The sequence below is a fragment of the Acinetobacter wuhouensis genome, assembly GCF_001696605.3.
In the GTDB taxonomy this organism is placed as follows: Bacteria; Pseudomonadota; Gammaproteobacteria; order Pseudomonadales; family Moraxellaceae; genus Acinetobacter; species Acinetobacter wuhouensis.
This window is the reverse complement of record NZ_CP031716.1, coordinates 2023420-2049017: the sequence shown is the minus strand read 5'-3', so window position 1 is coordinate 2049017 and position 25598 is coordinate 2023420. Positions and strand designations below refer to the sequence as shown.

Below are 25598 nucleotides of genomic sequence, written 5' to 3'. Positions count from 1 at the left end.
GAATACTGGCCATTGGATAGTGAGTTTTGGTTTACGTACTCAGGAAAGCCAAAAAGAGATGGCACTAAGAGCACTTGTTATGAAGCTGCATGCAAGAGCTGCTACTACATTCGATATAAGCCTCAGCGATTACAGCGTCCTAAAAACGCAATCCGTTCATGCCATGAGAAAGGGTGTGCACCATGAAAAAGCGCAATAAGAAATATAACCCGAACAAAATCGGAAACCTGTATCAATCACAGGCTAATCAAACTCATGTGCTCGAAATGACTTTCAATATTGATGAAGTGAACGACAGCATTGATACATGGCGTGAAGAAAATGACTTGGCTGATAAAGAGCTTACGCCTAAGCACGTGGTTTATGACGTATATCACGGTGATCTGATTATCTGTCTTAAAAACCTATTGATTCCGCTTGAGCAAGAGTGGTTTTTAGGTGTGGATTCACATTATTACTCAGTCGAAAAAGATGAAGTTTTAACAGTGCCAACGCAGTTCCAAATGCCAAAAAATGAGTTTTGAGCAATTCCGTTTTGGTTGTGATTTAAAAGTGGATCGTGGTGCAGGAATTAAAACGCGTTGGAAAGGCATTAACGATGAATTAAACATTGCTCTTGAGCAAGAAGTTCCGCTAGGTTTTGAGCGTGTGCGTAGTGATGCGCTGCTTCGTGTAGAAACGGCTTTTAACAATGTATCTGACTATCTGTATTTCAAACAAGCAAAGTTGCTTAGAACGCAAGGAGTAGCGGCATGACCACAACTACAAACAACCTAATCGAGCAAGTGGGTGGCATTGAAAAGGCAAAGGCGATTGTGGAGGGTGCGCCTGAGGAGGCAAGTCATACCAACTTAACACCTAATTATTTCAAAAACATTAGATATAAAGATTGTGAGATGTGGAATCCATATGATCAAAATTGGTTTGAAACTGATGTTTTTAGTTTTGATGTTTTTATTTCAATTAACGACCTCCGCACCGCCATTGAACACCACTATTACGGACGATCTGAGGCGGAAGAACTTGCAGCTTATGCAGAGTTAAGCCATGAGAAAATTGAAGGTGATGGAGTTATGAAATTAACCAAAATTCAACGTGCTGAATTAAAGCAAAAATTTGGCGGTCATTGTGCTTATTGTGGCGAATTGCTTGGTGATAAATGGCATGCGGATCATTTGATTGCGGTCGTACGTGACATTGAAACTGGTAAGCCATCTAAACCTGAAAATGATGTTATTGAGAATCTTGTACCAGCTTGCACAGCATGCAATCACAACAAGCGATCAATGTCGCTAGAGGCTTGGCGTGATTTGCTTGCTCACTATCGAGATGTTCAGGTTATTAGGGATTGCTCCCAAGTGCGTCATTTAGTTCGTTTTGGGTTGGTTAAATTCATACAAGAGCCAATAGTTTTTTATTTTGAAAAGATGGGGATTCCTCAAGCAATCTTGGAGGCGGAACGTCATGGATAAACAAATGACTTTTGATGAATATTGCAAGAAAAATCAACATTCAAGAAATTGCACAAGACTTGAAGCATTTTCGATGGGTCAGAGATCAAGACAGGCTGAGATTGATCGGCTTGAAGAATGGAATTCAAATCAAGCTCAAAGCATTAAAACTTATCAAGGCGAAGACAAGGATCTAAAAGCTTTGCTTCAAAAATTGATTGATGATGAGTACACAACCATGCGGCCAAGTATGGCTTATGAGATTCAGAAAGCTTTGCGAGGTGAGCATGAATAGCGAATCCATTTCATACGTCTGTTTGATTATCTTGCTTTTAGCTTGGTGGTTCAAAGAGCCATTAACCAAATTGATTGGGGGTTAAATGCAAATTCCTAAACCCCTCATCATCGGCATTGATCCAGACTTAGAAAAATCAGGGGTGGCCATCTTAGGACAGTCATTTGAGCTGAAGAATTTGACCTTTGCTGAAACTGTTGAGTTATTTCGCAGTCACCAAGATCAGATTAAGAAAGTGGTGATCGAGGCAGGGTGGCATAACAAGAAGGCTAACTTTAGAACAGGCGGGAATCATTCGAGACAAGTTAGTGAGCAAATATCACGTCGTGTTGGTTTGAATCATGCGACAGGTATTTTACTTTCTGAAATGGCTGAATCATTGGGTTTGGCAGTGGTGCTGGTAAGACCAACCAAAACCAAAAAGAATTCAGAAGAATTTAATCGCATTACTGGCTGGCAAGGTCGAACGAATCAAGAGCAGCGTGATGCGGGTATGTTGATTTGGGGGATGGGATGATGGATAGAAACGAAATGATCGTGTTGGTTGCATTTCTTTTCACGATGATGATTTTGGGTGTATTTGGGAAATAAGGGTCAATTATGAATGCAGCGGTGAGAATTGAAACGATGGATTGGAGCAAGTTTACAGCCGAGGATTGGTTTAAACAGTATGGCGCATACGTTTTAATCAATCGCATGAAAAGCGGCAATGAGCCTGATAGTCTTGGTGTGAATCAAATTTACTGGATGATATGTGAAAATAATAAAGGTGTAGCATTGCGGAAAGACCAGATCATTTGTGAAATAAGTGATTTTGAAGCTGAAGAAGTGCGCAAGTGGATTGTGGATTTTAAGAAAACATCAAGAGTTTGTGAATCTGCTAAGCGTGCAGTTATGCTGTTTATTGAAAAAAATATGCGTAATCTATCTGACCGAAGAATGGAAATAGAGTTTAAGTTGGGGCGTAACTGTTTAAGAAGCATGGTGAGCTGTGGTGCTTTCTATGTTTCAGGTCATGATAAAAGATTAAGAATCGAATAGTGTTTGACTGGCATGCCACGATATGGCATATTTCTGTTACAGTGGACGAAGTTATAGTAATTCACTACCGTTTTGCAGTTTCCATACCCACTGACTCCATCTCGTGGGTATTTTTTTGTCTGAATACTCATGGGGCTTACATGGAAAATCGTTGGCATTCTGATCAAGAAAACAATATGCGTCCTGATGTAAAAGCTTTACCTTGTCCTTGGTGTGGTGAAGGTTCAGAGCAGTTTATTGTTATTGATTCTAAGATCATGAATTTCGAGGTTTGTGGAGAAAAACAAACTCAATGGAGTGCACAAGCAAGCTGTCATGAATGTGGTGCATCTTCTCCAAGTAGTGATATTGGACCATGGCCACATCCACTGGAAGATGAATACAATCAATTGGATTGGGAAAATGAGCGTGAAGTCGTGAATTTTGCAGTCAAGGTTTGGAATTGTAGACAATAGGCTCACAGAAATGTGGGCTTTTTTGTTGTCTAAAATTTTATAAAGGTGCTTGTGACATACACAAGTGATCAATTGAGGATCGACTCATGAAAGACTGTTAGCTTTAAAAGAACTTGGATTTGTGACGCTGTGCAATTTGCTCAGCTATAAGCGCAAACGGTGGGATGCAGAAACCAGCCGTATAAATCGGTTTGAATCCAATGTGATTTCGTCACACATTGAGTTAGCCTCAGAGCCTCAAATTGTGGGTGACTCCCCGACCAATGGAATTGAAAGACACAAAGCAAATCAATAGCTAACTTTGAGATGTTTGTCGTGTTGAGTAGCGGTAGATCAGTTGCCGAGTTGATCAATATCGTAATCTAAGGCAAGGATGTGGCTGATCACCACGTCCTTTTTTTGCGCCATTAGCTCAGTTGGTAAGAGCCGTTTTGGGTCGTAGGTTCAAGTCCTACATGGCGCACTAATATTCAAGAGATCAATATGCTTAGATTATTGAAACAATTGTTCTGCGTTCACGAATATGAGTACGAATCAGATATTTTTGTGCAAATTGAATGCCGTAAGTGTGGCAAATTGAAAAAGTAACCCCGCCACTTCGGTGGCATTTTGCTGAACGTATTACGGCACATAACCCTGCTCAACTAAATAACTGAGTGGGGTTTTTCTTTTCTTATTGGTGGTGGTCATGGTTGATCGTGTAGAAGCATATAAAAACTTAGAAATACTTAAAGCAAACCAAGCGCGGTTAATGAATTACAACCATCTCTTTTCAAGCCATGCATTTAAACAAGACTGTATTGGTGAGTTAAGAAAGATTGGCAAACAGATTGCAAGCATAGAGAAGCAGCTCAATGCGAAGTCCTAAGCGGCTGGCTGAGATCAGAAAGCTTCCGTGTGTAAGGTGCGGTAATCCTAATTCACAAGCTGCTCACAGTAATTCAGCAAAGCATGGTAAAGGCAGGGGAATCAAAAGTTCTGACCTATTTGTAATTCCCCTTTGCTTTAAATGCCATGCTGCGTTTGATCGGTTTGAGTTGGGTAATCGGGCAGAAAGTGAAAAGCTATTCGAACAATGGCTAGTCAAGACTGAGTTGATGGTGGGTAAAAGGGATGAAGAATACTTTTAAACTCGAACCTGCAACATTCGTCATTAAGTCGTTTGAAGAAGTGGGTAAAGCAATTGCCTACATGCATAGACATCATGCGAATGCGTTAAGTGATGGCAAGCCTTTAGTTGTTCGGATAGATCAAAAGCAAGAAGATCGAAGCAAGGCGCAGAACAGACTTTATTGGCTATGGGTGTCGCAGTGGGCAAAACATCAGGGCACCGATAAAGACACAGAGCATTTATTTTTCAAGAAGCAATTCCTAGCACGTATTTATCATCGTGATGATGTGGGTCAATACAGAAAGACGTTTGCAGCAGTCAAGGTTTTGAAAGATCAAAAGCACCCGCAATACCAACAAGTGGCAGATGGCTTGAATGAATTGATTAGCACAACGGATGCAACGATCGATCAGTTCACCGAGTATTTGAATGACATTCATGCATTTTGTAATAAACATGGGTGTTGGTTGAATACACCTGATGATTTGATGTATTTGAGGGAATAACTATGGCATGTGAAGGTTGTGAACAACGCAGACAAAAACTAAAGGCAATGTATGACAACTCAAAAGAATCCATCACAAAAGCAATTGCTCGACTTACTAACCGAGATCGTAAAGCAGAATAATCAAGTGTTGCAGCAGAACAGTCAGCTTATTCAGATGCTGGTAACACAGAGCAGTCAGATACAGGAGCTGTTGCTCCAGTTAAATCCCGACGAGGACGAGCCAAGCCAACATGAGTACCTTGATTCATGAAACTCCCGAGACTCCAAACCAAATTGCAGGCAATGACACCGAAGGCAAATAGGTGGTGATATGAGCAACACTCCATCATGGCGCAGCGACAAGCGAACATCAAGCGAACGTGGATATAACTCAAGATGGCGCAAGGCCAGAGAGTCGTATCTAAGGTCACATCCTTTGTGTGTCATGTGTGAAGAACAAAATAAGATTGTGGTTGCAACCGTAGTCAATCACATCATTCCGCATAAGGGTGATCAGTCTTTGTTTTGGGATAAGAGCAACTGGCAAGCGGTGTGCAAATTACATCATGACTCCACCATTCAGAGACAAGAAAAGCGTGAAGTAATCATTGGTTGTGATGAGCGTGGTATTCCGCTTGATCCTAATCATCACTGGAATAAATAGAACAAAATCAATTAGATGGTGGGGGATGGGTATTCTTCAGGAGTTTTGCCTTTAGGAACCGCCCCCGAAACTCACTTTTAGTTCTATTGGGATTTTAAAGGCTGGAACACATGGCGGGAAGAAAGCGGTCAGACAGCACTCATGTCAAAACGCAATTAGTAGATGATCAGGATATTGCACCACCAGGACACGTTCAACTTCGAGATATTGACATGCCGTTTTGGTATGCACTTGTGCGCGCGCGCGTAAAGGAAAGTTGGAACACGGTAGACCTGCAACATGCAGCAAACCTAGCTCGCTGTCAGGCAGACATTGAGCGCATCCAGCAAGAGATTCTTGAGGAGGGTGACACGCTAACCAATGATCGTGGGACGGTTGTTCTAAACCCTAAGCATTCGCTACTGGAAACGCTTAGTCGCAGATCAATCGCACTGTCAAAACATATTCAAGTTCATGCAGTGGCAACGGTTGGTGAGTCAGACAAGCAACGCGGGAAAAACTCAGCAGCAGCGAAAGGCAGACAGACTGCTGAAAAAACCAAAGAATCAGATGATTTACTGGCTCGACCGAGCTGATTTTTTTAATGCCTATCGTCTTATAGGTGGAATGTATGACACGCGGTGAACGAGTAATTGCATTTATCGAAAGATACTGCAAAGCACCAGAGGGTGCGCATGTTGGTCAGCCGATCATTCTTGAGGATTTTCAAAAGAAATTTATTTTGGATGTTTATGACAATCCGCATGGAACACACACAGCAATTTTGAGCATCGCACGAAAGAATGGTAAAACCGCTTTAATCGCAGGCATCCTTTTAGCTCACTTGATTGGCCCAGAAGCAAAGCAGAACAGCCAGATCGTCAGTGGCGCATTGTCGCGAGATCAGGCAGCCATTGTTTTCAAACTGGCCGTGAAGATGATTAATCTGAATGAAGACTTGCAAGACTTGGTTCATATCATTCCATCGACAAAAACGCTCGTAGGCTTGGCGAAAAACGTCGAGTTCAGGGCGTTATCAGCAGAAGGAAAAACAACACACGGTCTATCGCCTATTTTGGCAATTCTTGATGAAACGGGACAGGTAAAAGGGCCGCAAGATGAATTTGTTGATGCGGTGGTGACAGCTCAGGGCGCACATGAAGCACCACTCTTGATGGTGATTAGTACGCAGGCTGCCACTGATGCAGACCTGCTGAGTATCTGGATTGATGATGCGCTAAAGGGTGAAGATCCAAAGACAGTGTGCCACCTATACACCACACCAATGGATAGCGATATTTTAGATAAGAACTCATGGAAGCTATCCAATCCAGCATTGGGCAAGTTTAGGTCGGAGCCTGATATGCAAAAATTAGCAGAAAAGGCCAGTCGGATGCCGAGTGCTGAAAACACTTTCCGAAACCTAAACTTGAATCAGCGTGTTTCCACCGTGTCACCGTTTATTGCCAAACAGACTTGGGATACATGCCTTGATGAATTACCGCCAATTTATGAGTGTGATGAAGTATGGGCAGGACTGGATTTGTCGGCTCGTACCGACTTGACTGCTTGCGTGTTTTTAGGAAAAAAAGACAACAAGTTTTATGTTTACCCGTATATCTGGACTCCAAGTATTGGACTAGATGACAGAGCAAAACGTGACCGTGTGCCGTACGACCTGTTTGTGAAACAAGGGCACATGTTCACCACGCCAGGCGCAACTGTAGATTATGGTTTTGTGGCACAAATGATTGGTGAAATAGCATCTGAGTTAAAAATACTTCATTCGATTGCATTTGATAGATGGCGTATTGATGTGTTTAAGAAGGAGTGCGACCTAATAGGCTTAGAGTTGCCACTAGTCCCATTTGGACAGGGATTTAAAGACATGTCTCCAGCGTTAGATACATTAGAAGCTGAACTGTTAAATGCCAGGATTGTGCATAACGACAACCCTGTTTTGGAGCTTGCAGCAGCAAATGCTGTAGTGGTTAAGGATCCAGCAGGCGGTCGAAAACTGGATAAATCAAAAGCCACTAACCGAATTGACCCTATCGTGGCCCTAGCAATGGCCTGTGGTGTTTCCAATTTTAAAGATGAAACAGTCAACTATGACATTGACGGATATTTAGAGGACATCGTGATAGCATGAGCGACTTACAAGACACGGGATTCTGGTCTCGCTTCTGGTCACGATTGACTGGAAAAACTCAATTAAAGAAAGGGGATGCTTCCTATCCGGTAGATAGTTACATGTCTTCTGGTGGTGCGGTGGTCAGCCCTGAAACATCCCTGAAGTTATCGGCAGTTTGGGCATGTGTAAAACTACGCGCTGAAACTATTTCAACATTGCCACTTCACCTATACGACACTGAAAAAAAGATTGCCAAGGACCACGAACTGTATCGAATCTTGCATGATTCACCCAATGCAGATATGTGCGCCAGTGAATTTTGGCAGATTCAATCTGCATGCTTAGATTTATGGGGTAATGCGTACAGTTATATTGCTCGCCGCAATAATCGCAGTGTTATTTCTTTAGAGCCATTGTTTCCTAGTGAAATGGTTAAAAAGCGCCTGAAAGACGGAAGCTTTGAATACCATTACACGGAAAACGGCAAAGTTAAGATCTATACCGATGATGAAATTCTGCACTTTAAGGGATTTACTTTGGATGGTTATGTGGGCTTATCGGCAATTCAGTTTTTTGCACAGACGATTGGTATGCAGTTTGATGCAAATAATCAGGCGCAGGACTGGTTCAAGAATGGCTTGAAGGTCGGTGGTTTTCTTGAGAGTGGAGAAACAACGCTAACCAAAGAGCAGCGCCATTCTTTACGTGAAAGCCTTTCTATGTTCAGCCGACCCGAGAATGCTGGAAAATACATGGTGCTTGAGGCAGGAATGAAAGTGGCTAGTGCTGCAAATATCCGAATTAATCCGGTTGATGCACAGCTTCTTGAAAGTCGTTATTTCGGTATTGAGGAAATTTGTCGGGCCTTTGGTGTGCCGCCTCAACTGATTGGACACACAAACAAAGCCAGCTCATGGGCATCAAGCCTTGAACAAACCAATCAGGGCTTTCTTACTTACTCATTAAACCCACAACTGGTTCGATATGAGCAGACAATCGCTCGGAAGTTGTTGCTACCACACGAGAAGTATCTTTATCGCCCTAAATTTGCGGTTGATGGGTTGCTACGTGCCAACAATACAGCAAGAGCTGACTTCTACGTGAAGATGACTCAGAATGGCCTATACACCCGCAATGAAGTGCGAGAGCTTGAGGATATGCCAAGGGCTGATGATCCAACCGCAGACAAGTTGATGGTTCAGATGCAAATGGTCCCATTGGGCGCCGAAAAAGGTGAAACAAATGAATAGAAAAAGTTTTAATTTAGATATTAAAGCCGTCCAAGAGGACGGTTTTTTTTCGGGTTACGGTGCGGTTTTTGGGAATCTGGACTGGTACAACGACATTATTTTGCCGGGTGCATTTAAGAATACGCTGGCCAAGTGGTCTGACAAGGGGAAATTCCCGCCAGTGCTATGGAATCACAGCACCAATGAGCCTATCGGGGTTTATACCAAGCTGGTCGAAGATGAAAAAGGCTTGTATGTCGAAGGTAAATTACTGGTTGATGATGTTCCAAAAGCAAAGTCTACACATGCTCTTTTAAAGGCTGGTGCAATCGATGGTCTAAGCATTGGCTACCGCACAGTTAAATCCAGCTACAACGAAAACACAGATATTCGTGAGTTGATTGAGTTGGATTTGGGTGAAATCTCAATTGTCACCACGCCAGCCAATGAGAAAAGCACAGTTATTTCTGTGAAATCCAAATTAGAAGAAGGCGAACTGCCAACTTTACCTGAATTTGAAAAGTTCCTGAGAGAGTCAGGCTTTTCAAAAACGCAAGCCACTGCAATCGCTGGCAAGGGTCTGCGCCATCTTTTGAGCGAGTCTGAAGATGAAAAACTACAAGCGAAATCTATTTCTACCGCATTAAATATTTTAAGAGGAAGTCAAAATGACTGATCAAAATTTAGAACAACTCGCTCAAGAGTTTAAAAAACAAGTCGATGAAGTTAAAGGTATTGCTGAAGACTTCAAAGGCAAGCGTGAGCATGGCGACAAAATTGCCGAAGGCGCAAAGCAGGCTGCAGATGAAGCAATCACTAAATTAAACGAGCTTAAAGCTCGCATCGATGAAGTTGAGCAGAAAGCTGCCCGTCGCCCGCATGAAGGTAATGAAGAGGTTAAATCTCTTGGTCGTCAATTTGTGGAATCTGATCAGTTTAAATCACTGGTTGGTTCGGCTGGACAGCGCGGCAAAGCAAACCTTGAAATTAAAGCCACCATTACTTCAGCAACCACGGATGCTGCGGGTTCGGCTGGCGATCTAGTACAAGCCACACGCATTCCAGGCATTATTGCTCCACAGGATCGTAAGCTTACGATTCGTGACCTGTTGATGCAGGGTCGCATGGATGGTAATGCTCTTGAATTTGTTCAAGAAACTGGCTTCACAAACAACGCTGGAATGGTTGCTGAGGGTGCGAAAAAACCTGAATCGGATATCAAATTCGATCTTAAATCGACTACCGCAAAAGTTATTGCTCATTACATGAAGGCATCACGCCAAATCTTGGATGATGCATCACAATTGCAGTCGTACATTGATGGTCGCTTACGCTACGGCTTGGCTTTCAAAGAAGAACAGCAAATTTTAAATGGTGATGGTACTGGTCAAAACTTGTTAGGTATTATTCCGCAAGCATCTGCCTATGTTCGCCCTACAGGTGTAACCACTACAGCAGAAAGCAAGCTTGATACTCTGCGCTTCGCAATGCTTCAGGCAATTCTTGCTGAATACCCTGCAAGCGGCCATGTGCTAAACCCGATTGACTGGGCTGCAATCGAAACCCTGAAAGACACATCTGGTCAGTACATCATTGGCAATCCACAAGGCAACTTAAACCCGACTCTGTGGGGTCTTCCGGTTGCAGAAACACAGGCGATTGCTGCGGGTAAATTCCTGACTGGTGCCTTCTCAATGGGTGCTCAAATCTTTGATCGCTGGCAGTCTCGTGTAGAGGTGGCAACTGAGAACGAAGATGATTTCGTTAAGAACTTAGTAACCATTCTTGCGGAAGAGCGTCTGGCGCTTGCTGTGTATCGTCCTGAAGCATTTATATATGGAGATATTACTCCAGCAGTTGCTGGCGGTTAATCCAAAATCCAATAAGGGCCAAATTGCTGGCCCTTATTTATTAGGAGATAGTCATGACTGAGTACGACGTTAAGCGTGAGCACTATGGCGATAAGTATTACCAAACTGGTGACAAACGCACAGCTAATCCAGCGGATGTAAAGCACTTAGTAGATAAAGGTGTTTTGGTTGAACCTGTGGAAGAACCAAAACCTAAAACAACCAAAACCACAGCAAAACGGGCGAAACCAGAATGATTGATCTCGCAAAAGCTAAGTTGCATTGTCATGTAGATCATGATGATGAAGATACTTTGATACAGACATATATCGATGCTGCCAATGAGCAAATTCAAATAAACCTAGATCGCAAAGTTATCGCAACCGAGGCTGAGCGAGTAAATGAAAACGATCTAGTTGATAACAGCTTGCTTGATGCTGCTCGACTTCTCTACGTGGGGCATCTGTATAAAAACCGAGAGGCAACATCTCAAGGGATTACTGAGTTGCCACTTGGTTACTGGAACTGCATCCAGCCTTATCGTGATATGGGGGTGTGATATGTCCCAACGTGCAGGCGAACTATGCCACCGTGTGACGATTCAGCATAAAACCACGACCTATGATGAATACAACTATGAAACCGAAGCTTGGATTGAATATAAAAAGCTTTGGGGCAAGCTTGAATTTCTATCTGTTAAAGACTCCATTAATGCCAAAGCTGCAGGATCAGAAACAACAGCGAGGCTAAAACTACGCAAGCGTGATGATATTGACTCAAGCATGCGTGTTTTATTCGATGGACAGACTTTCCAGATTGTATCACCACCTAAACCTGACAACGAGAATGGTCGTATTTACATGACGCTGGAGTTGTCGTTAGTGGAGTAAGCCATGTCAGTAGAATTCAATATTGAAGGATTGGATGAGGTTCAAGAAAAACTTAAAAGACTTGGCAATCCTCGCTTGATGAAGAACGCTGCTCGACGTTCTGCTCGTAAAGCTATGGCGATTGTCCGGGATGCGGCAAGGGCCAATGCAAAAACTCTGGATGATCCAGAAACCGCAGAAAAGATCTGGAAAAACATTGCTATTGCTGCGGGGAAAACACGAAACCCGAATGAAGTGGTGATGCGTGTCGGTGTTCGTGGTGGTGCGTCATTCTCAAACAAAAATCCACCTAAAACACCAGGTGGCGACACTCGACATTGGCGCTTTATTGAGTACCCAAGTGCCAACAATCCAGGCACACCATTCATGCGCCCAGCACTGCAAAACAACATCCAAGCCGTGACCAATAGCTTTGCTGAAAACTTCAATAAAGAAATCGACAAGGAACTCGCAAAATTATGAACATTTTACCCGTAGTTCCGACGCTGAAATTGGCTTCAGCGGTCACAACATTGCTCGGCACTAATCCTTTAAGAGTATTTGAAGATGTAGCGCCACACAAAACGCCATATCCCTATGCAGTCTGGTCAGTGGTCACAGCCAATCCTGAAAACCACTTGGATTGCCCAGCCGCTATAGACCATGTTTCATTTCAGATTGTAGTTTACGACACTCAGCAGAAAAGAGCATCCGATATCCGTGCTGCAATCAGAAAGGCTTTAGACCCACACTGTTATGTCACCAATATTCACCCAAACCATTTCGAACGCATAGCTGATACCAATATTTTTGGTCGCGGCTTTGATGCGAATTGGTTTTTGGATAGATAGTTAGTTGTTGTTTTATATTAAATTATCTTTAATTTTGGTATAATAAATAAACAAGCCCGATAAGTGTTGGAAGCACAAAACGGGCTCTAATCATAATGTTATTAAGGCTAACAAAATGACTGATATCAATTCTAAGATAACTGACAGTGATAGCGCAAACTTCACATTTGCTGATGTATTGGCTCATGCTTATGATGCATCATTGGAGCAAGATTTTGAGACAATGATTAGCTTGCTGAAATTTACAGAAAAAAATGATGATGGTAAATCTGTAACATTCTCAATGCTGCGAATGGCTGTGCAAGATGCCTGTATTTTCAATTACAAGCTTTCTGTCTCACCAGAAAAGAAACTCGGAGAAGATGAGTATTCAGTAGTTCACAGCTGGATGAAAATATATGGGCAGAGAAATGGAATAAAAATAGTAAAAGGGAAACCATTGGCAAGTGGGAAGCGCCCAGATTTTTTTGCAGAGCTTGAGGGTGAAACTGTTCCAGTTGAGTGTAAAAAGTCATTCACTAGCAAATCACTCGCTCAGCTGCTTGAATACATGCATGAAATGAATGTGAAATCTGGATATGCGATTGCTTGCGATTTCAAGGTTGACCTTCCAGATAATATTACCAAGATTATTGTTCCAAAGATGTGGATGCTCGATGAGGATTGATTACTTCATCTGATAACCATGCCTATTTGAATAAATAAATTAATTTCAAACCAATGCCACCACTCGGTGGCTTTTTTTATGCCAAAAATTTGAGGAGTAGCTACTCATGGCGCGTATTAAATCCAACGGGACACAGATTTTTGCTGTTGTCGATGGTGCAGTGGTTCGTTTCACTTGCCCTAAAGCATTTTCATTCGGTGAGGATTCGTTCTCAAAGATTGATTCAACCTGCCTAGATTCGGACACTAAAGATTATGAGCGCGGTCTGCGTGATCCGGGTGAAGGTTCTATTCAAATTGATCTTGATGATACAAACACAAGCCATTTGAAACTAATTGAGCTTGCTGAATCAGGTGAAAAGGTGAAGTGGCATGTAGGTTCAAGCCACTCTAAAACACCACCTACTTATGAGGCTGTTGCTGGTATCGACCTACCTGAAGATCGTATTTGGTGGTCATTTGAGGGTTATATCAACCCAGCCGCACCAACAGTTGAACAAGATGCATTGGTTGGCTATACGTTCACCCTTGTTCGTACTTCAGCAGTTGTAACAACTCCACGCGTGGTGACTCCATAATGGCTAAATTAACATTAACAGCAACCAAGCAGGTGATTGGTGTAGGTAGTTTTGTTGAAAAAACAATTCAGTTCCGCGATAAAGATGGCGCTGAAGTCGGTGGTGAAATCCTTATTAAGATTGCATCACATGATGAGATTGTTAATGCTTCAGATGTTTGGAAGCTTAAAAACAAGCAAGACCTTACACTGGATCAGTTAAAAAAAGCTTTAGTATTTTTGGTTGTACACGAAGATGAAGATACAAAGTTTTTTCCAAAACTTTCAGAGACTGGCTCGATTTCAACTGAAGTAATTGAGGCTATGTATACCGCTGCTGACGAGGTTTTAGATTTTGCGGGAAAGAATTGGATCTTAGCGAAGAAGAAGAAGGATGGTGTGAACTCGTCATCAATGGAATTGGAGGAAGAACAATTGCTGAAGCCAAACAAAGAATAACTCGCCAAGAGTATTTAATTTGGAGAGCCTTTCGTCAAAAGCGAGGCTCTCTTTTTATTGGTCGTCGCATTGAGCAAGCCATTGGAAATCTAATGGCTACATACTTGAGTTCAAAAGGCGCTAAGGATGTAAAAGCACAGTCATTTATGCCGCATGAGGATCAACCACAGGAATTGTCGCTTGAGGAATACATGATGCAAAGTTTCGGGGGAAGCTGACTTGGGTTGGTTTCCCAAACCTCATATATGAGAAGTACTCTGCAAATTTGCAGAGTTTGATGCTTAGATTTGAGCTAGTACATATCATATTCAGAGCCTCAAATTGAGGCTCTGGAAGCAAGGATTAGATGTGAGACTTGGAATTTGAGTTAAGGCTCATATCCTCGACCATCCAGATCATTTAATCTATTTTCAACATCATAATTATTAGCCTCCATTTTCTCCATATCACCCTCTAGTCGATCGACTCGGTTGCTTATATCTTTAAGTTTTAATAGCTCATTAAGCACCGATTTAGCCCAAGCTTCGAGCTTATCGGGGTCAGTAATATTTTTTGGATTGGTTGGCTCGGGGAGGCTATCGAGTTCAAATGTTCTCTCTAGTCGCAATTGAGCCTCAGCATTAATAGATCTGCTATTTCGCTTGGCAGCATCAACTATCTGCTGTTTTAGCTCAGATGGTATGCGTAAGTTAAATTGAACATCTTCAGACATTTTCTAGTCCTAATATTTTGATAGCAATTGTTAGCAAAATATGTTGACACAAGTTTGAATTGTTTGCTATGTTAGCAATTGTTAGCTAGTGCTAACATTGAGATGGAGTTGAAAATGGCAAGACAAGATCCACAGGTAAACGTGCGTATACCTGAAAAAACTTTAGAGCGATTTAAAGAGGAAACTCAGAAAGACCGCAGAACTATCACAGCTCAGCTAAATATGATCATTGAAGAATGGTTAGAAAAGCGAGAAAACCAAAAGAGTGCGAAAGCATGAATTTAACAGACAACAAAAAAGCCCAGACTTTCGACGGCAAGGGCTTAATTGATGTCATTACTAATGAGAAGTAACTATGTCTAATTTAACACAAAATCTAGTAAATCCAAATACTCAACCGTTGGTTATTGGTGAGTTTTCAATTCGTCAGGATGAAGATGGACGCTATTGCTTGAATGATCTTCATAAGGCTGGTGGGGATTTGCGTAAGGATCGGCCCGGATTTTTTATTGAGAATGAAAAAACTCAAGAGTTGATAGCTGCAATTGAGGATGAAAATTATGATGCAGGAAATCCTGCATCATGTAAGAAAGCAGTAAATATAATTCGTGGTAGAGGTAAAGAACAAGGCACATATGTTGTGAAAGAATTGGTTTACTCGTACGCAATGTGGATTTCTGCAAAATTCCATTTACAGGTTATTCGGGCTTACGACGCAATGGTGATGCAATTCAGAGTTAAGGCGCGCCAAGCCATCTCACCAGAACAGCAAGCATTACTTCATGAGATTGTGGCGCGTCGCTCTCAAGGTGAACGTAAAATCTTTGCTGAAATGTGGGCGCGCCATAATCGACATTTTAAAATCCCGCGCTATGCAGAGCTTTTAGAAATTCATTTTCCAGAGGCTGTTCATTATCTGGAAACAATGGAGTTAAAGGCTAAGGTTTCAACTAAGCAAGATAATTTAATTCAAATAGATAAAAATTATCACAATAATGTTCAAGGTTTAGCATGGCATATGCTTTGGATTCGAGAGTGGTGGAGGCAGTTTGGTGAGCCACTTAGAACACTTAGCCCAAATATGGCTGCGGCTGTACATGATCATTTTACTGATGGAGCGATGTTTGCATTCCACTTTATAGATAAAGATGATTTAAAAAGACAGCGTGAGCGATCTGAATATTATCAATGGCATTTAAATTGCGCCGAACGCATGGCATTAGATTACAAGCGCAAATAAACACAAACCCACTTCGGTGGGTTTCTTTTTGTACTATAAATTAGTATCTTATATTTACTTATAAGAGGGCATTCGCATGAAAAAAATACTATTTATCTTAGCGCTATTAACAACTAATGCTTTCGCAGATGCTCCGTTTGGGCTTAAAGTTGGGATGTCGTTGGCTGATGTAATCAAAGTTAGTGGGCAGCCAGAAAAGCTTGGGGATAATTCTTATTCTTTTAAAAAGGTACCTATTCCATACGCAGGATTTGCAGACTATTTAATGGTTATAACACCGCAAAATGGGCTTTGCAAGGTAATAGGTTTTGGAAAGCCTATTGCTACTAGCGTTTATGGTGATGCAATTAGAGATGAGTTTTCGAGCACAAAAGAGTCACTAATCTCCAAGTACGGGAAACCTGAGGGTGATTTTAATTTCCTAAGAAGCGGTAGTATTTGGAAAGACTCAAATGAATGGACAATGAGCTTACTTAAAGAAGAGCGTATTTTAGCAGTAGCATGGGGGCCATTGGAAACTAATGGTGTAAAAAATATTATGCTAAAGGCAAAAGCTAAAAATTTAAATTCTGGATACATTACTTTAGCCTATGAACTTTCTAACAGTGATGCATGTTATTCAGAAAAGACGATAAAGGATTCACGTGGCCTTTAAGTAAATATTAAACATCAACAAACCCTGCATTTGCGGGGTTTTTTATTGCCTGAGGAAAAGCTATGGCAACAGCATCATTGGGTCGTTTAACCCTAGATTTGGTTACAAAAATTGGCAATTTTACGGGCCCAATGACACAGGCTGAACGCCAAGCCAAAAGCTCAAGTAAAAATATTGCAAATAGCTTTAGTGTTGCGAGTATCGCAGCGACCGCATTTGGTGCTGCGGTTGCGGGGATTTCGATTGGCGGCATGGCTGCCTTTGCAGACCAAACTATTCAAACCGGAAGTGAAATTAAAAAATTCGCCCAACTTGCCAATACTTCAGTTCGAGACTTTCAGTTTTACGCAAAAGGTGCGGAAACTGCTGGGATTAGCATGGAGTCTTTCGCTGATAAGATGAAAGACATGCAAGACCGTATTGGTGATTTCCAACAGACTGGTGGTGGGCCTTTAGCTGACTTCTTTGAAAATATTGCTCCTCTTGTTGGTGTAACTATTCAGCAATTCCAAAAGCTGTCAGGACCAGAAGCACTTCAGCTTTATTATGATTCTTTGCAGAAAGTCGGTGCCTCTCAAAATGACCTGAAGTTCTATATGGAGGCCATTATTTCAGACTCCTCCTTGCTTATCCCGTTATTAGAAAATGGAGGTGAGGGTTTTAAAAAATGGGGTGATGCGGCAGAACGCGCTAATGCAATCATGTCAGATGAGATGATTGAGACCTTGGCGCTGGCAAAAGAAAATGTGCAGCTGTTAAATCTGCAATGGGATGGATTAAAAGCAACACTTGTAAATAACGTGGTTCCTGTAGTGCAACTGGTATCAGATAATATGGATGATATCAAAGCGGTTGCCTTAGCATTAACTGCCGCCATGGCAGTTAAATTGGTGCCAACTGTTGTTGCAACAAGTATTCAATTAGCCCAATTAGCTGCATTTTCGGTTCGTGCTGGTGCTGGATTAATTGGGCTGTCTGCATCAGCATCTACAACCACCGGCGCAATGGTTGCATTACGTGGCGCAATGGCTTTTCTTGGTGGCCCTGCTGGTTTGGCTATGTTAGCTGTTCAGGGGATTGCTGCCGGCTCTGCTTTTCTTTATATGAAAAAGTCTAGCGATACACTAGATCCATCATTAAGCACCCAAGGGAAAACAGTTGCAGAGCTACGTGTTGAATATGAGAAGTTAGATACAACCCAACAGCGTGTACTTACTCGTAAAGCTACAGACGAGTTAAATGAAGCAAATAAACTTTTCCGTGAGCAAAAGAATGAGCTTCTCGGGCTTATTGATGCTGTTACTCGAAATTCAGAGGTATCTGAAAAAGATCGTGATTCAGCATCTAGATTATTTGAGCAATATCGTTTAGGTAAAATAAATTCGAACGAACTTGCTACAGCCGTGAACAGCCTAGCAACGATAAGTGATACTGCAAAGTCTAGTATTGATAAAAAAGCTGAGTCAGTGGGTAAAGAAAAATCAGCAGTTGATGATGCACGAAAAGTCTTAGGTATTTATTCAGGAAAGGTTCAAGAAAATACTAGACTGAATAATGAAAATGCGAAGTCGATCTCAGCTCAAGAGCAAGCACTTCTTGGGTTCACTCAGAAGCAAAGAGAGGCACTTAAAAATATAAGTGCTGATATAGCCCGCGAAAACTACATTGTTGCAAACATTGCAAAAGGTTGGAGTCGTGATAAGGCAAACTATTTTGCTGATGCGCGAGAAGATTCGGGCATGAGTTTTTCAGAAACTTCATCTAAAGCTTGGTTTTTGCAGGTTGAGGCTGGGTACAAACTTCAGCAACAAACTAAGGCTCGTGAAGAGTCTGAAAAGAAAATTGAGGAGGCAAAGCGCAAGCAGATTGAATTAAGCCAGAAGCAGTATTCATATAGCAACGCAGAGCTAAAAATGCTTCAAAAAGTTGCAGAAATTAATTCAAAGTATGGATTAAATGAGATTGGCTCAAAGTACGGTATTCCTGAAAATATGCTTGCTGCTGTAATGGCTCAAGAATCCAAAGGGAATGTAAATGCAAAAAGTCAGACTGGTGCGATTGGACCATTTCAAACAACGGGTATTTATCGAAAGCAATATGGTCTCTCTGTAGCTGATTCATATGATGTCAAAAAGTCGGCAGAAGTGGCGGCTAAGGACCTAGCCGAGTCATTCAAGATTTTTGGGAACTGGAGTGATGCTGTAACCGCATATAACGCTGGGGTTAAAGGAACTAAAGATCTAAAGTCAAAAGGATTTACTGGGTCATCTGCTAAAACCAAAGAGGCATCCGCCTACTCTGGTTTGGTTGACAAGTGGCTTGTTGGACTGGGTGGAACATCAAATAAATCTGCTGGTATTTTAGCTAACGATGCTGCTGCAAATCTTAAAGATTGGACTGAATATTGGGGCGAGCTAGAGGAGGTTCGCAAACAAGCTCTAGAAAATCAACAGACTGTTCAGCAAACCTATTTTACCGAAGATCAGCAGTTAGCCTTTGATCATAAGGAAAAAATCAAAGCTATTGAACTTGCATTTGCAGGCGATGATTCTGCAATCAAGAAATACACTGAAATGCAAAATGCTGCGTATCAAAAAGACGTTGCTGAATATCAGGAAGCTCAGAAACAAAAAGAGCTGAGTGATAAAAAACAACTCCTTGAAGCTAAGCGCCACTGGATATCTACTGAAGACTATGCCAAAGAATATTACGCATTAGTACGAGAAGAAATTCTTAATACTGCGAAATATTCACCTGAGATGAAAAATGCGCTAGTAAAGCAGGCGAATATTCAGCAGGGAGTAGAAGAAAACTCCAAGCGTGAACAGGTTTGGAGTGATTATCAGTCCATGATGGGGCTTGAAAAGTCTCCATATCAGCAAGACATAGATTTGCTTGCAGAAGCACGTAAGCACATGCTATTGACAGAAGAGGAGTATCAACAACAGCGTTTGGCTATGCAGATGTCATACGGTGCCCAGTACGGTGCAGATTTTGCAGGCATGATGATGGGCTTAGTTGATTCATCAAGTTCGGCTTATGCCATTCTTGGTAGTGTTCAAAAAGGCTTTGCATTGTTCTCTACTGCAATGAATAGTTATCAAGCAATTTCAGCAGCTTGGGCATCAGCACCTTTCCCATATAATTTGCCAGCAGTTGGTATTGCAACAATGGAAACTGGATTGCTTCAAGCTGCTGTTTCAGCATTGAGTCCTGTTGGCTATGCAACTGGTGGTTTTACTGGATTCGGTGGTAAATATGAGCCGGCTGGTATTGTCCACAAAGGTGAAGGGGTTTTAACGCAAGAAGAAATCGCTGCACTAGGTGGGCCGGCTGGCTTCTATGCATTGCGAGATTCAATTCGTAATGGGTTCGCTGATGGTGGATTAGCGTTGGATGCGCCTAAATTGATAAATGCTCAAAGTCCAACTATTAGCGGATATATGGAGGAGGCGCAACAAAAACAACAAGCAAATTTACAGCATCTACAAATCAATAACATCTTAGATCCTTCGATTGTAGGTGATTTCATGGGCACTTCATCTGGTACTAAAACCTTTATGAATTTCATTAAAAATAATCGATCTTCGATTAAGGCGATGATTGCATGAAATTAACAACGGAAAATTTCGGTGAGGTAATTTTGTTAACTTCGCCAGCATTGGTTGGAGGGACTGAAACATTAGGGTTTAAAACTGATGTGTTTGAGTCTAAAAATGGTACAGAAGTCAGAACTCCGCTCAAAGATAAAGCCCGGCAAACGCTGGGCTTTTCTTCAGTTGTATTACGTAATGAAATTGCACAGCATTTCAATACTCAATGGGGCGGAATACGTAAAAACTGGGCTGTTCCATTGTTTCAGGAATCTCAATTTGTTGGTGATGTATCTGCTGATTTTGTGATGTGTCGGACTGATATTTTCTCTTTTTATGATGGCTGCCTTGCATTGTTGAAAAACAACTCTGAGCAAGTATTGGTTAAAGTTGAAACAGTTGAAGTCGACCGCTTGGTGCTTACTAATGTCGTGAATATCTCGAATGCGAAGCTTTACCCAGTGCGAGTATGTTTTATTAGCGGAGATATTTCGCGACAGATTAGCAGCCTACATACACAGTCATCCATTACATTTATCGTAATTGATGAACCTGAAGTTGCTGAAAGTGTGCCGCAACAATTTTTAGGAAATGATTTGTATTGGTTTTGCCTAACTTATTCTGGTGACTCCATGGAATCTACCTTGGTGCAGCAACAGAACATGATTAATAACGAAGTTGGAGTGATTTTTCAAAACTCAGATTGGAATTTTGCGCGATATTCAAAGCAGTACCGAGCGGTGATTCATAGTGCTGAAGATCTGTATGCATATCGGCAATTTCTATTTCGCAGACGAGGAAAATACCGTCCGTTCTGGTTGCCAACGTATGAAGCTAATATGCGCTGTAAAAGCACAGGATTCATTTCATCAGTCATGCTGATTGAATCCGATCAGTATAAGCAGCTTAGTGATGTTCGCAAACATATTGCAATCAAGAGTAATGGCATCTGGACGGCTCACACTATCACCGCATCTGCACTGGTTTCGGGAAGCACTGTACAAATCACGATAACGCCTGCGTTGAATAAGAATGCTTCATCTATTCAACGCATTTCATATTTAAGCCTACATCGATTAGATGCTGATTCTATTGATTTAAATTTTCAAGGTGCTGATATTGTTGAGGCTTCAGTTTCAATTTTAGAAATAGGGGTTTGAAAAATGGGATTGAGTAAATTTTTTCAATCACTAACCAACTCTGCTGTTCGTCGTGAATTGTACGAGTTCACAAGAGGTGAAAGTAAGTTTTACTACACATCTGGTGATAAGCCTGTTCAAGATGGCGAGACTATTTATGAAGCAATTACACTCACTAGATCATCAATTGATTCAAGTAGTGATTTAGAGAAAAATTCAATCGATATTATTTTTGCTTTGAATAGTGAGTTTGCACAAGATTGTCTACGTTCAGCACTTGAAGAAAACATTCTTGTTAAAGTAAGCAAGTTGCAGTTCGGCACGATTTCAACGTTGTGGCAGGGACGTGTAACTGCTGTTAAGCCCGAAGGTGTAGAAATTACACTGAAGTGTGAAACAGACTATACAAGTTTGGGGCGAGCTGGTGCGCGTTATAAGTATCAACGAACTTGTTGTCACGACTTGTACGGAAAGGGTTGTAAGCTAGACAAGTTGCTTTGGGGTATTCAAACAACAGTCAAATCAGTAGATAAATTAAATGTACAACTACGTAATTTATCTGTTGATGATAATTATTTTAGGCTTGGTATGTTGCAAAGTAATGCAGGTGTAAATGTAGCAATTGAATCGAGCACTGGACAATCAGTCACTTTGATTCGTCGCTTAGATACGCTGTCTAGTCAAATAACAACAGATGTGGCTTTATCTGAATATAACATTGCCAAAATTGAACTTGAGCAAGCTATTGCAAATCGTGATGCTTTAGATCCATTGAGTCCGACTTATGAGCAAGATTTTCAAAATGCAAAGAATATTGTAGAACAAAAGCAAGTTGTATTTGATTTAGCAGCTCAATCAGTATTTTTTGTGACAGTCTATCCCGGTTGCATGAAATCATTAACTGCATGCCATCGATTTGGTAACACTAATAATTTTCTCGGCTTTCCGTATATGCCAGAAGATAACCCGACGACAACTAGGATTGTGTAATGTTCCCGATTATAGCTGTAGTAATATCAATCGCATCAGCTGCGTACTCATATCTAATGATGAGAAAGGGTCAAAAAACAAAGCTATCACCAGGTGAGCTTGATTTAACTGCTGCTGATGAAGGGGGATCAATTCCTGTTATTTTTGGCACTTGTGATGTTGCACCAAACGTTACAGCATTTTTAGCTGAAACACCGAAGGCAATCAAAAAATAGGTGATCTATGCAATCTGAAAATGACCATTGCTCGCAAAATGCGGGCTTTATTTTTGTCCATCATATACGTGCTTGCAGCATGTGTACGATCAAAGCAAGACGCTTTTTTTTGAATCACGGCTTAACCAATGCTGAGATAAAAGATTTTTTTGATAACGGAATGCCAATAGCGCGTTTTGAGGAACTGTTTGGCCATGATGCAATGGCGCAGCAAGTGATTATGAGGGCTAAAGAAGATGGCTAAAAAGAAAAAGCAAACGATAGGTTATAAGTATTTTGCTAGTGCTCATTTTGTTTTATGTCATGGCCCAATCGATGCAATCACCAAAATTTCATTTCAAGACAAAGATGCTTATTTGGCAGAAGAGAATACAAATAAAACTATCTATATCAATAAGCCAAGCTTATTTGGTGGAGATGAGCAATCAGGTGGTATCCAAGGAAATATTGAGCTTTTATTTGGACGTTCAGATCAGCAGAAAAGCAGTACTTTACAGCGTATTTGCGCAAAAATTTCGAATGCCTTTGGTGGATTGATTTCTGCGTATCGTGGGGTGTGTTCGGTTGTTTTTGATAATGTTTACATCGGTACTGCACCAAACATGCCTGACTCAAAATGGCGTGTGAAGCGGATTCATACACGGCATGATGGTCAAGTTCAGTGGTATGACGAAAAAGCGGAAATCAATACAAAACAGTATTTATTTAAACCTGAAGATACGATTTGGAAATATAAAAGTGTTTCAGCGTCAGATTCGGCAGATTATACAGATGTAGATAAAAGCTTATGGAACAGTGGTGCATCACCGTTTGGTGATAAATTTTTTGCAGGTCCTGGGCACTATGGTTTTCCTACATCACCAGCTACAGTAATTGAACAACAAACAATTTTGTGGGCTGAAACATTCGTTGATATTGATTCATTGAATCAAAGTTTTTTATTTGAATGTTTTTTAGATAATGGAATAACAGTCTGGGTGAATGGGATCCTAACTTTATCTGATTACAATGTGAACGCTCACTATTATTCGAAAGAGTTGAGTGCTTCATTTTTCAAACTTGGTTCAAATAGAATCACTATTAAATGTATTGATGATGGTTTTGGAGAGCGTCCAGGTAATTGGATTTGGTTTGATTTAAGGTTAAAAAATCGATCAATGAAAGAAGCAGACATTAATCCAGCACATATCATACGTGAATGTTTGACAAATCAAGTATGGGGGGTAGGCGTTTCAGAATCGAATATTGACGATGCATCTTTTAGACATGCAGCTGATACTCTCTATGATGAACAAATGGGGATGTCGATCAAATGGACTGATTCAACTTCAATTAATGAGTTTGTTGATAACATCAAAGAGCACATTAATGCACAGCTATATTTGGATCGTGTCACAAACAAGTGGAAGCTTTATTTAATTCGTGATGACTATGATGATGTTAATTTAATTTTATTGGATGAAAGTAATATTCGTAATCTTGACTTTGAACGTCGCACTCTAGCTGAATGTGTCAATTCAGTCACTGTGACGTATTGGGATCGTGAGCGTGCAAAAGATTCAACTGTGACAGTTCAAGACATCGCTCGGATTGCACAACAAGGTGGGGTCATTTCTCAGTCAGTTGATTATAAAGGGTTTACCAATAGTGATTTGGCTAGTCGTGTTTCATTGCGTGATCTGAAAACACTATCCAGCACATTGGCATCAGTATCATTTGATGTGGATGAAAGTTTTTCTGAAAACTGGCACGAAGGTATGCCGTTTAAGCTATCTGATGAAAGCTATGGGCTATCTGAAGCTGTAATGCGTATCCGAACAATAAAACGTGGCGATGGGATCAATAACACAGTTTATGTCGAAGCAATTGAAGACTCTTTTAGCAGTCCAATGCAGTCTGTTGTTGAATATGTGCCACCGATCACCAGTGGCGATAGCACTGCAAAAAACGCGACAGCCATTGCATTTGAAGTGCCGTACATTGAGCTCGTTGAGCAGTATGGGCAGGATGAAGTAGATGCCAAACTTTCAAATTATCCTGAACTTGGTTATGTCGGAATGGCAGCAATCCGTCCAAATAACCAACATGTAAATGCAAGTTTATATGTGGATGCGGGTGCGGGTTACGATGAAAGAACGACTTTAGATTTCTGTCCAAGTGCTTCTTTGAAAAATGACATCGGATATATGGATTCGAGTTTTGAACTTGAAAATGTTGCTGAATTTGAATTGCTTGACGTAAATCATCGAATCCAAGTCAATGATGAAATCATGGCTTTTGTTAGTTTTAATGCAGTAACAAATGTGGTCAATGTGAAACGTGGATGTTTTGACACAGTACCGCAAAAGCATGATGCGGGTTCAAAAGTGTTTGGTTGGGATAATTATTCAGGTCTTGATGATTTAGAGTATTTAAGCGGAGAGAATGTTTCACTTAAGGCATTAACACTGACCGGATCGGATGTACTTGATGTTAGCGAAGCAACAGCACACGACTTGACCTGCGCTGCGCGTGCAATCCGCCCTTACCCACCAGCCAATGTAAAAATTAATGGTGAATATTGGCCTGTAGATATTGAAACGGATCTGATTTTAACATGGGTAGATCGAAACCGCATACAGCAAACCGGTGGTGAAATTCTTGGGTGGTATGAAGGCAGTGTAACACTGGAAAGCGGGACCACTTACATTATTTCCATCTACGCATTTGATTATTCTAATAATTCCGAGACGCTACTTTTAACTCAAAATGTTGGTGTTGTGAATTCACATACGATAGACATTTCAAACATCACTACCGACGCGATAAAAGTAAAAATCTCATCCGAGCGAGATGGATTTTTGAGCTTTCAGAGTTTTGAGCATGTGCTTTCTTTGCGTGAAACGCGCATTACGGAGTCGGGTGAAACCCGCGTAACCGAGGCTGGCGAAATATTAATTATTTAGAATTTAGAGGAG

At 41.2% G+C, this 25598-nt stretch carries 35 protein-coding genes and 1 tRNA gene; 35 read left to right on the top strand and 1 reads right to left on the bottom strand.

Features of this window, described 5'->3' with window-relative positions; translation table 11 throughout:
- Positions 1–182 precede the first annotated feature (182 nt).
- From BEN71_RS19345 to BEN71_RS19490, 26 genes are all read left to right on the top strand, one after another.
- The gene (locus tag BEN71_RS19345) at positions 183–524 is read left to right on the top strand and encodes a hypothetical protein (RefSeq protein ID WP_068975315.1); all 342 of its coding nucleotides are present in this window, start codon (positions 183–185) and stop codon (positions 522–524) included.
- Complete coding sequence (locus tag BEN71_RS19340; protein ID WP_068975314.1) at positions 514–756, top strand: hypothetical protein; 243 nt, start codon at positions 514–516, stop codon at positions 754–756. The genes BEN71_RS19345 and BEN71_RS19340 overlap by 11 nt, the downstream gene beginning before the upstream one ends.
- A gap of 317 nt (positions 757–1073) precedes the next feature.
- On the top strand, positions 1074–1472 hold the full coding sequence (locus BEN71_RS10370) for an HNH endonuclease (protein WP_117276793.1): 399 nt from the start codon (positions 1074–1076) through the stop codon (positions 1470–1472).
- A 4-nt stretch (positions 1473–1476) separates the two neighbouring features.
- Positions 1477–1746 (top strand): hypothetical protein, encoded by a 270-nt coding sequence (locus BEN71_RS10365; RefSeq protein WP_152033033.1) that lies wholly within the window; start codon positions 1477–1479, stop codon positions 1744–1746.
- Between the two features lie 85 nt (positions 1747–1831).
- Complete coding sequence (locus tag BEN71_RS10360; protein WP_068975312.1) at positions 1832–2263, top strand: RuvC family protein; 432 nt, start codon at positions 1832–1834, stop codon at positions 2261–2263.
- 83 nt (positions 2264–2346) lie between these two features.
- Positions 2347–2787, top strand: coding sequence for a hypothetical protein (locus BEN71_RS10355; protein WP_068975311.1), 441 nt, complete (start codon positions 2347–2349; stop codon positions 2785–2787).
- A 140-nt stretch (positions 2788–2927) separates the two neighbouring features.
- Positions 2928–3242 (top strand): hypothetical protein, encoded by a 315-nt coding sequence (locus BEN71_RS10350; RefSeq protein ID WP_068975310.1) that lies wholly within the window; start codon positions 2928–2930, stop codon positions 3240–3242.
- Positions 3243–3643: 401 nt separating this feature from the next.
- Positions 3644–3705: transfer RNA gene (locus tag BEN71_RS10345), tRNA-OTHER, on the top strand.
- 225 nt (positions 3706–3930) lie between these two features.
- The gene (locus BEN71_RS10340) at positions 3931–4110 is read left to right on the top strand and encodes a hypothetical protein (protein WP_068975309.1); all 180 of its coding nucleotides are present in this window, start codon (positions 3931–3933) and stop codon (positions 4108–4110) included.
- Positions 4097–4372, top strand: a complete 276-nt coding sequence (locus BEN71_RS10335; RefSeq protein ID WP_068975308.1) for a DUF968 domain-containing protein — start codon at positions 4097–4099, stop codon at positions 4370–4372. The genes BEN71_RS10340 and BEN71_RS10335 overlap by 14 nt, the downstream gene beginning before the upstream one ends.
- Positions 4356–4859: a hypothetical protein gene (locus tag BEN71_RS10330; protein WP_068975307.1), complete on the top strand. Its 504-nt coding sequence runs from the start codon at positions 4356–4358 to the stop codon at positions 4857–4859. Before BEN71_RS10335 ends, BEN71_RS10330 begins: the two co-directional genes overlap by 17 nt.
- A gap of 312 nt (positions 4860–5171) precedes the next feature.
- Positions 5172–5504, top strand: a complete 333-nt coding sequence (locus BEN71_RS10320) for an HNH endonuclease signature motif containing protein (protein WP_068975306.1) — start codon at positions 5172–5174, stop codon at positions 5502–5504.
- A gap of 110 nt (positions 5505–5614) precedes the next feature.
- Positions 5615–6079, top strand: a complete 465-nt coding sequence (locus BEN71_RS10315) for a TerS protein (RefSeq protein ID WP_068975305.1) — start codon at positions 5615–5617, stop codon at positions 6077–6079.
- A gap of 35 nt (positions 6080–6114) precedes the next feature.
- Complete coding sequence (locus tag BEN71_RS10310) at positions 6115–7635, top strand: terminase large subunit (RefSeq protein ID WP_068975304.1); 1521 nt, start codon at positions 6115–6117, stop codon at positions 7633–7635.
- On the top strand, positions 7632–8867 hold the full coding sequence (locus BEN71_RS10305; protein ID WP_068975303.1) for a phage portal protein: 1236 nt from the start codon (positions 7632–7634) through the stop codon (positions 8865–8867). The genes BEN71_RS10310 and BEN71_RS10305 overlap by 4 nt, the downstream gene beginning before the upstream one ends.
- On the top strand, positions 8860–9522 hold the full coding sequence (locus tag BEN71_RS10300) for an HK97 family phage prohead protease (RefSeq protein WP_068975302.1): 663 nt from the start codon (positions 8860–8862) through the stop codon (positions 9520–9522). Before BEN71_RS10305 ends, BEN71_RS10300 begins: the two co-directional genes overlap by 8 nt.
- Positions 9515–10717 (top strand): phage major capsid protein, encoded by a 1203-nt coding sequence (locus BEN71_RS10295; RefSeq protein WP_086322802.1) that lies wholly within the window; start codon positions 9515–9517, stop codon positions 10715–10717. Before BEN71_RS10300 ends, BEN71_RS10295 begins: the two co-directional genes overlap by 8 nt.
- A gap of 53 nt (positions 10718–10770) precedes the next feature.
- On the top strand, positions 10771–10953 hold the full coding sequence (locus BEN71_RS10290; protein WP_068975300.1) for a hypothetical protein: 183 nt from the start codon (positions 10771–10773) through the stop codon (positions 10951–10953).
- Positions 10950–11255 carry a head-tail connector protein gene (locus BEN71_RS10285; protein ID WP_068975299.1) on the top strand — a complete coding sequence of 102 codons (306 nt, stop codon included), beginning with the start codon at positions 10950–10952 and terminating at the stop codon, positions 11253–11255. The genes BEN71_RS10290 and BEN71_RS10285 overlap by 4 nt, the downstream gene beginning before the upstream one ends.
- 1 nt (position 11256) lies before the next feature.
- Positions 11257–11586: a phage head closure protein gene (locus BEN71_RS10280; protein WP_068975298.1), complete on the top strand. Its 330-nt coding sequence runs from the start codon at positions 11257–11259 to the stop codon at positions 11584–11586.
- A gap of 3 nt (positions 11587–11589) precedes the next feature.
- Entirely contained in the window at positions 11590–12048 is a 459-nt protein-coding gene (locus BEN71_RS10275; protein ID WP_068975297.1) for an HK97-gp10 family putative phage morphogenesis protein, read from the top strand.
- Positions 12045–12416 carry a DUF3168 domain-containing protein gene (locus tag BEN71_RS10270; RefSeq protein WP_068975296.1) on the top strand — a complete coding sequence of 124 codons (372 nt, stop codon included), beginning with the start codon at positions 12045–12047 and terminating at the stop codon, positions 12414–12416. The genes BEN71_RS10275 and BEN71_RS10270 overlap by 4 nt, the downstream gene beginning before the upstream one ends.
- A 115-nt stretch (positions 12417–12531) precedes the next feature.
- On the top strand, positions 12532–13083 hold the full coding sequence (locus BEN71_RS10265; RefSeq protein WP_068975295.1) for a PD-(D/E)XK nuclease family protein: 552 nt from the start codon (positions 12532–12534) through the stop codon (positions 13081–13083).
- A 106-nt stretch (positions 13084–13189) separates the two neighbouring features.
- The gene (locus BEN71_RS10260) at positions 13190–13660 is read left to right on the top strand and encodes a phage tail tube protein (protein ID WP_068975698.1); all 471 of its coding nucleotides are present in this window, start codon (positions 13190–13192) and stop codon (positions 13658–13660) included.
- Positions 13660–14097 carry a hypothetical protein gene (locus BEN71_RS10255; RefSeq protein ID WP_068975692.1) on the top strand — a complete coding sequence of 146 codons (438 nt, stop codon included), beginning with the start codon at positions 13660–13662 and terminating at the stop codon, positions 14095–14097. Before BEN71_RS10260 ends, BEN71_RS10255 begins: the two co-directional genes overlap by 1 nt.
- A 92-nt stretch (positions 14098–14189) precedes the next feature.
- The gene (locus tag BEN71_RS19490; protein WP_319922622.1) at positions 14190–14315 is read left to right on the top strand and encodes a hypothetical protein; all 126 of its coding nucleotides are present in this window, start codon (positions 14190–14192) and stop codon (positions 14313–14315) included.
- A gap of 149 nt (positions 14316–14464) precedes the next feature.
- Here the strand turns inward: BEN71_RS19490 and BEN71_RS10245 are convergent, their stop codons facing one another.
- Entirely contained in the window at positions 14465–14809 is a 345-nt protein-coding gene (locus BEN71_RS10245; RefSeq protein ID WP_068975693.1) for an Arc family DNA-binding protein, read from the bottom strand.
- 114 nt (positions 14810–14923) lie between these two features.
- Between BEN71_RS10245 and BEN71_RS10240 the strand changes: the two genes are divergently transcribed.
- The 9 genes from BEN71_RS10240 (at position 14924) to BEN71_RS10200 (ending at position 25586) form a co-directional block, all read left to right on the top strand.
- Complete coding sequence (locus BEN71_RS10240) at positions 14924–15088, top strand: Arc family DNA-binding protein (protein WP_068975694.1); 165 nt, start codon at positions 14924–14926, stop codon at positions 15086–15088.
- A gap of 76 nt (positions 15089–15164) precedes the next feature.
- The gene (locus tag BEN71_RS10235) at positions 15165–16049 is read left to right on the top strand and encodes a KilA-N domain-containing protein (RefSeq protein ID WP_068975695.1); all 885 of its coding nucleotides are present in this window, start codon (positions 15165–15167) and stop codon (positions 16047–16049) included.
- Positions 16050–16125: 76 nt separating this feature from the next.
- Entirely contained in the window at positions 16126–16704 is a 579-nt protein-coding gene (locus BEN71_RS10230; protein ID WP_068975696.1) for a hypothetical protein, read from the top strand.
- Between the two features lie 62 nt (positions 16705–16766).
- Entirely contained in the window at positions 16767–20315 is a 3549-nt protein-coding gene (locus BEN71_RS10225; protein ID WP_086322800.1) for a transglycosylase SLT domain-containing protein, read from the top strand.
- Positions 20312–21457, top strand: coding sequence for a hypothetical protein (locus BEN71_RS10220; protein WP_068975513.1), 1146 nt, complete (start codon positions 20312–20314; stop codon positions 21455–21457). The genes BEN71_RS10225 and BEN71_RS10220 overlap by 4 nt, the downstream gene beginning before the upstream one ends.
- 3 nt (positions 21458–21460) lie before the next feature.
- Complete coding sequence (locus BEN71_RS10215; RefSeq protein ID WP_068975512.1) at positions 21461–22426, top strand: baseplate hub domain-containing protein; 966 nt, start codon at positions 21461–21463, stop codon at positions 22424–22426.
- Entirely contained in the window at positions 22426–22641 is a 216-nt protein-coding gene (locus BEN71_RS10210) for a hypothetical protein (RefSeq protein WP_068975511.1), read from the top strand. Before BEN71_RS10215 ends, BEN71_RS10210 begins: the two co-directional genes overlap by 1 nt.
- A gap of 7 nt (positions 22642–22648) precedes the next feature.
- Complete coding sequence (locus BEN71_RS10205; protein WP_068975510.1) at positions 22649–22885, top strand: hypothetical protein; 237 nt, start codon at positions 22649–22651, stop codon at positions 22883–22885.
- Positions 22878–25586, top strand: a complete 2709-nt coding sequence (locus BEN71_RS10200) for a phage tail protein (protein ID WP_068975509.1) — start codon at positions 22878–22880, stop codon at positions 25584–25586. The genes BEN71_RS10205 and BEN71_RS10200 overlap by 8 nt, the downstream gene beginning before the upstream one ends.
- The last annotated feature ends 12 nt before the right edge of the window (positions 25587–25598 follow it).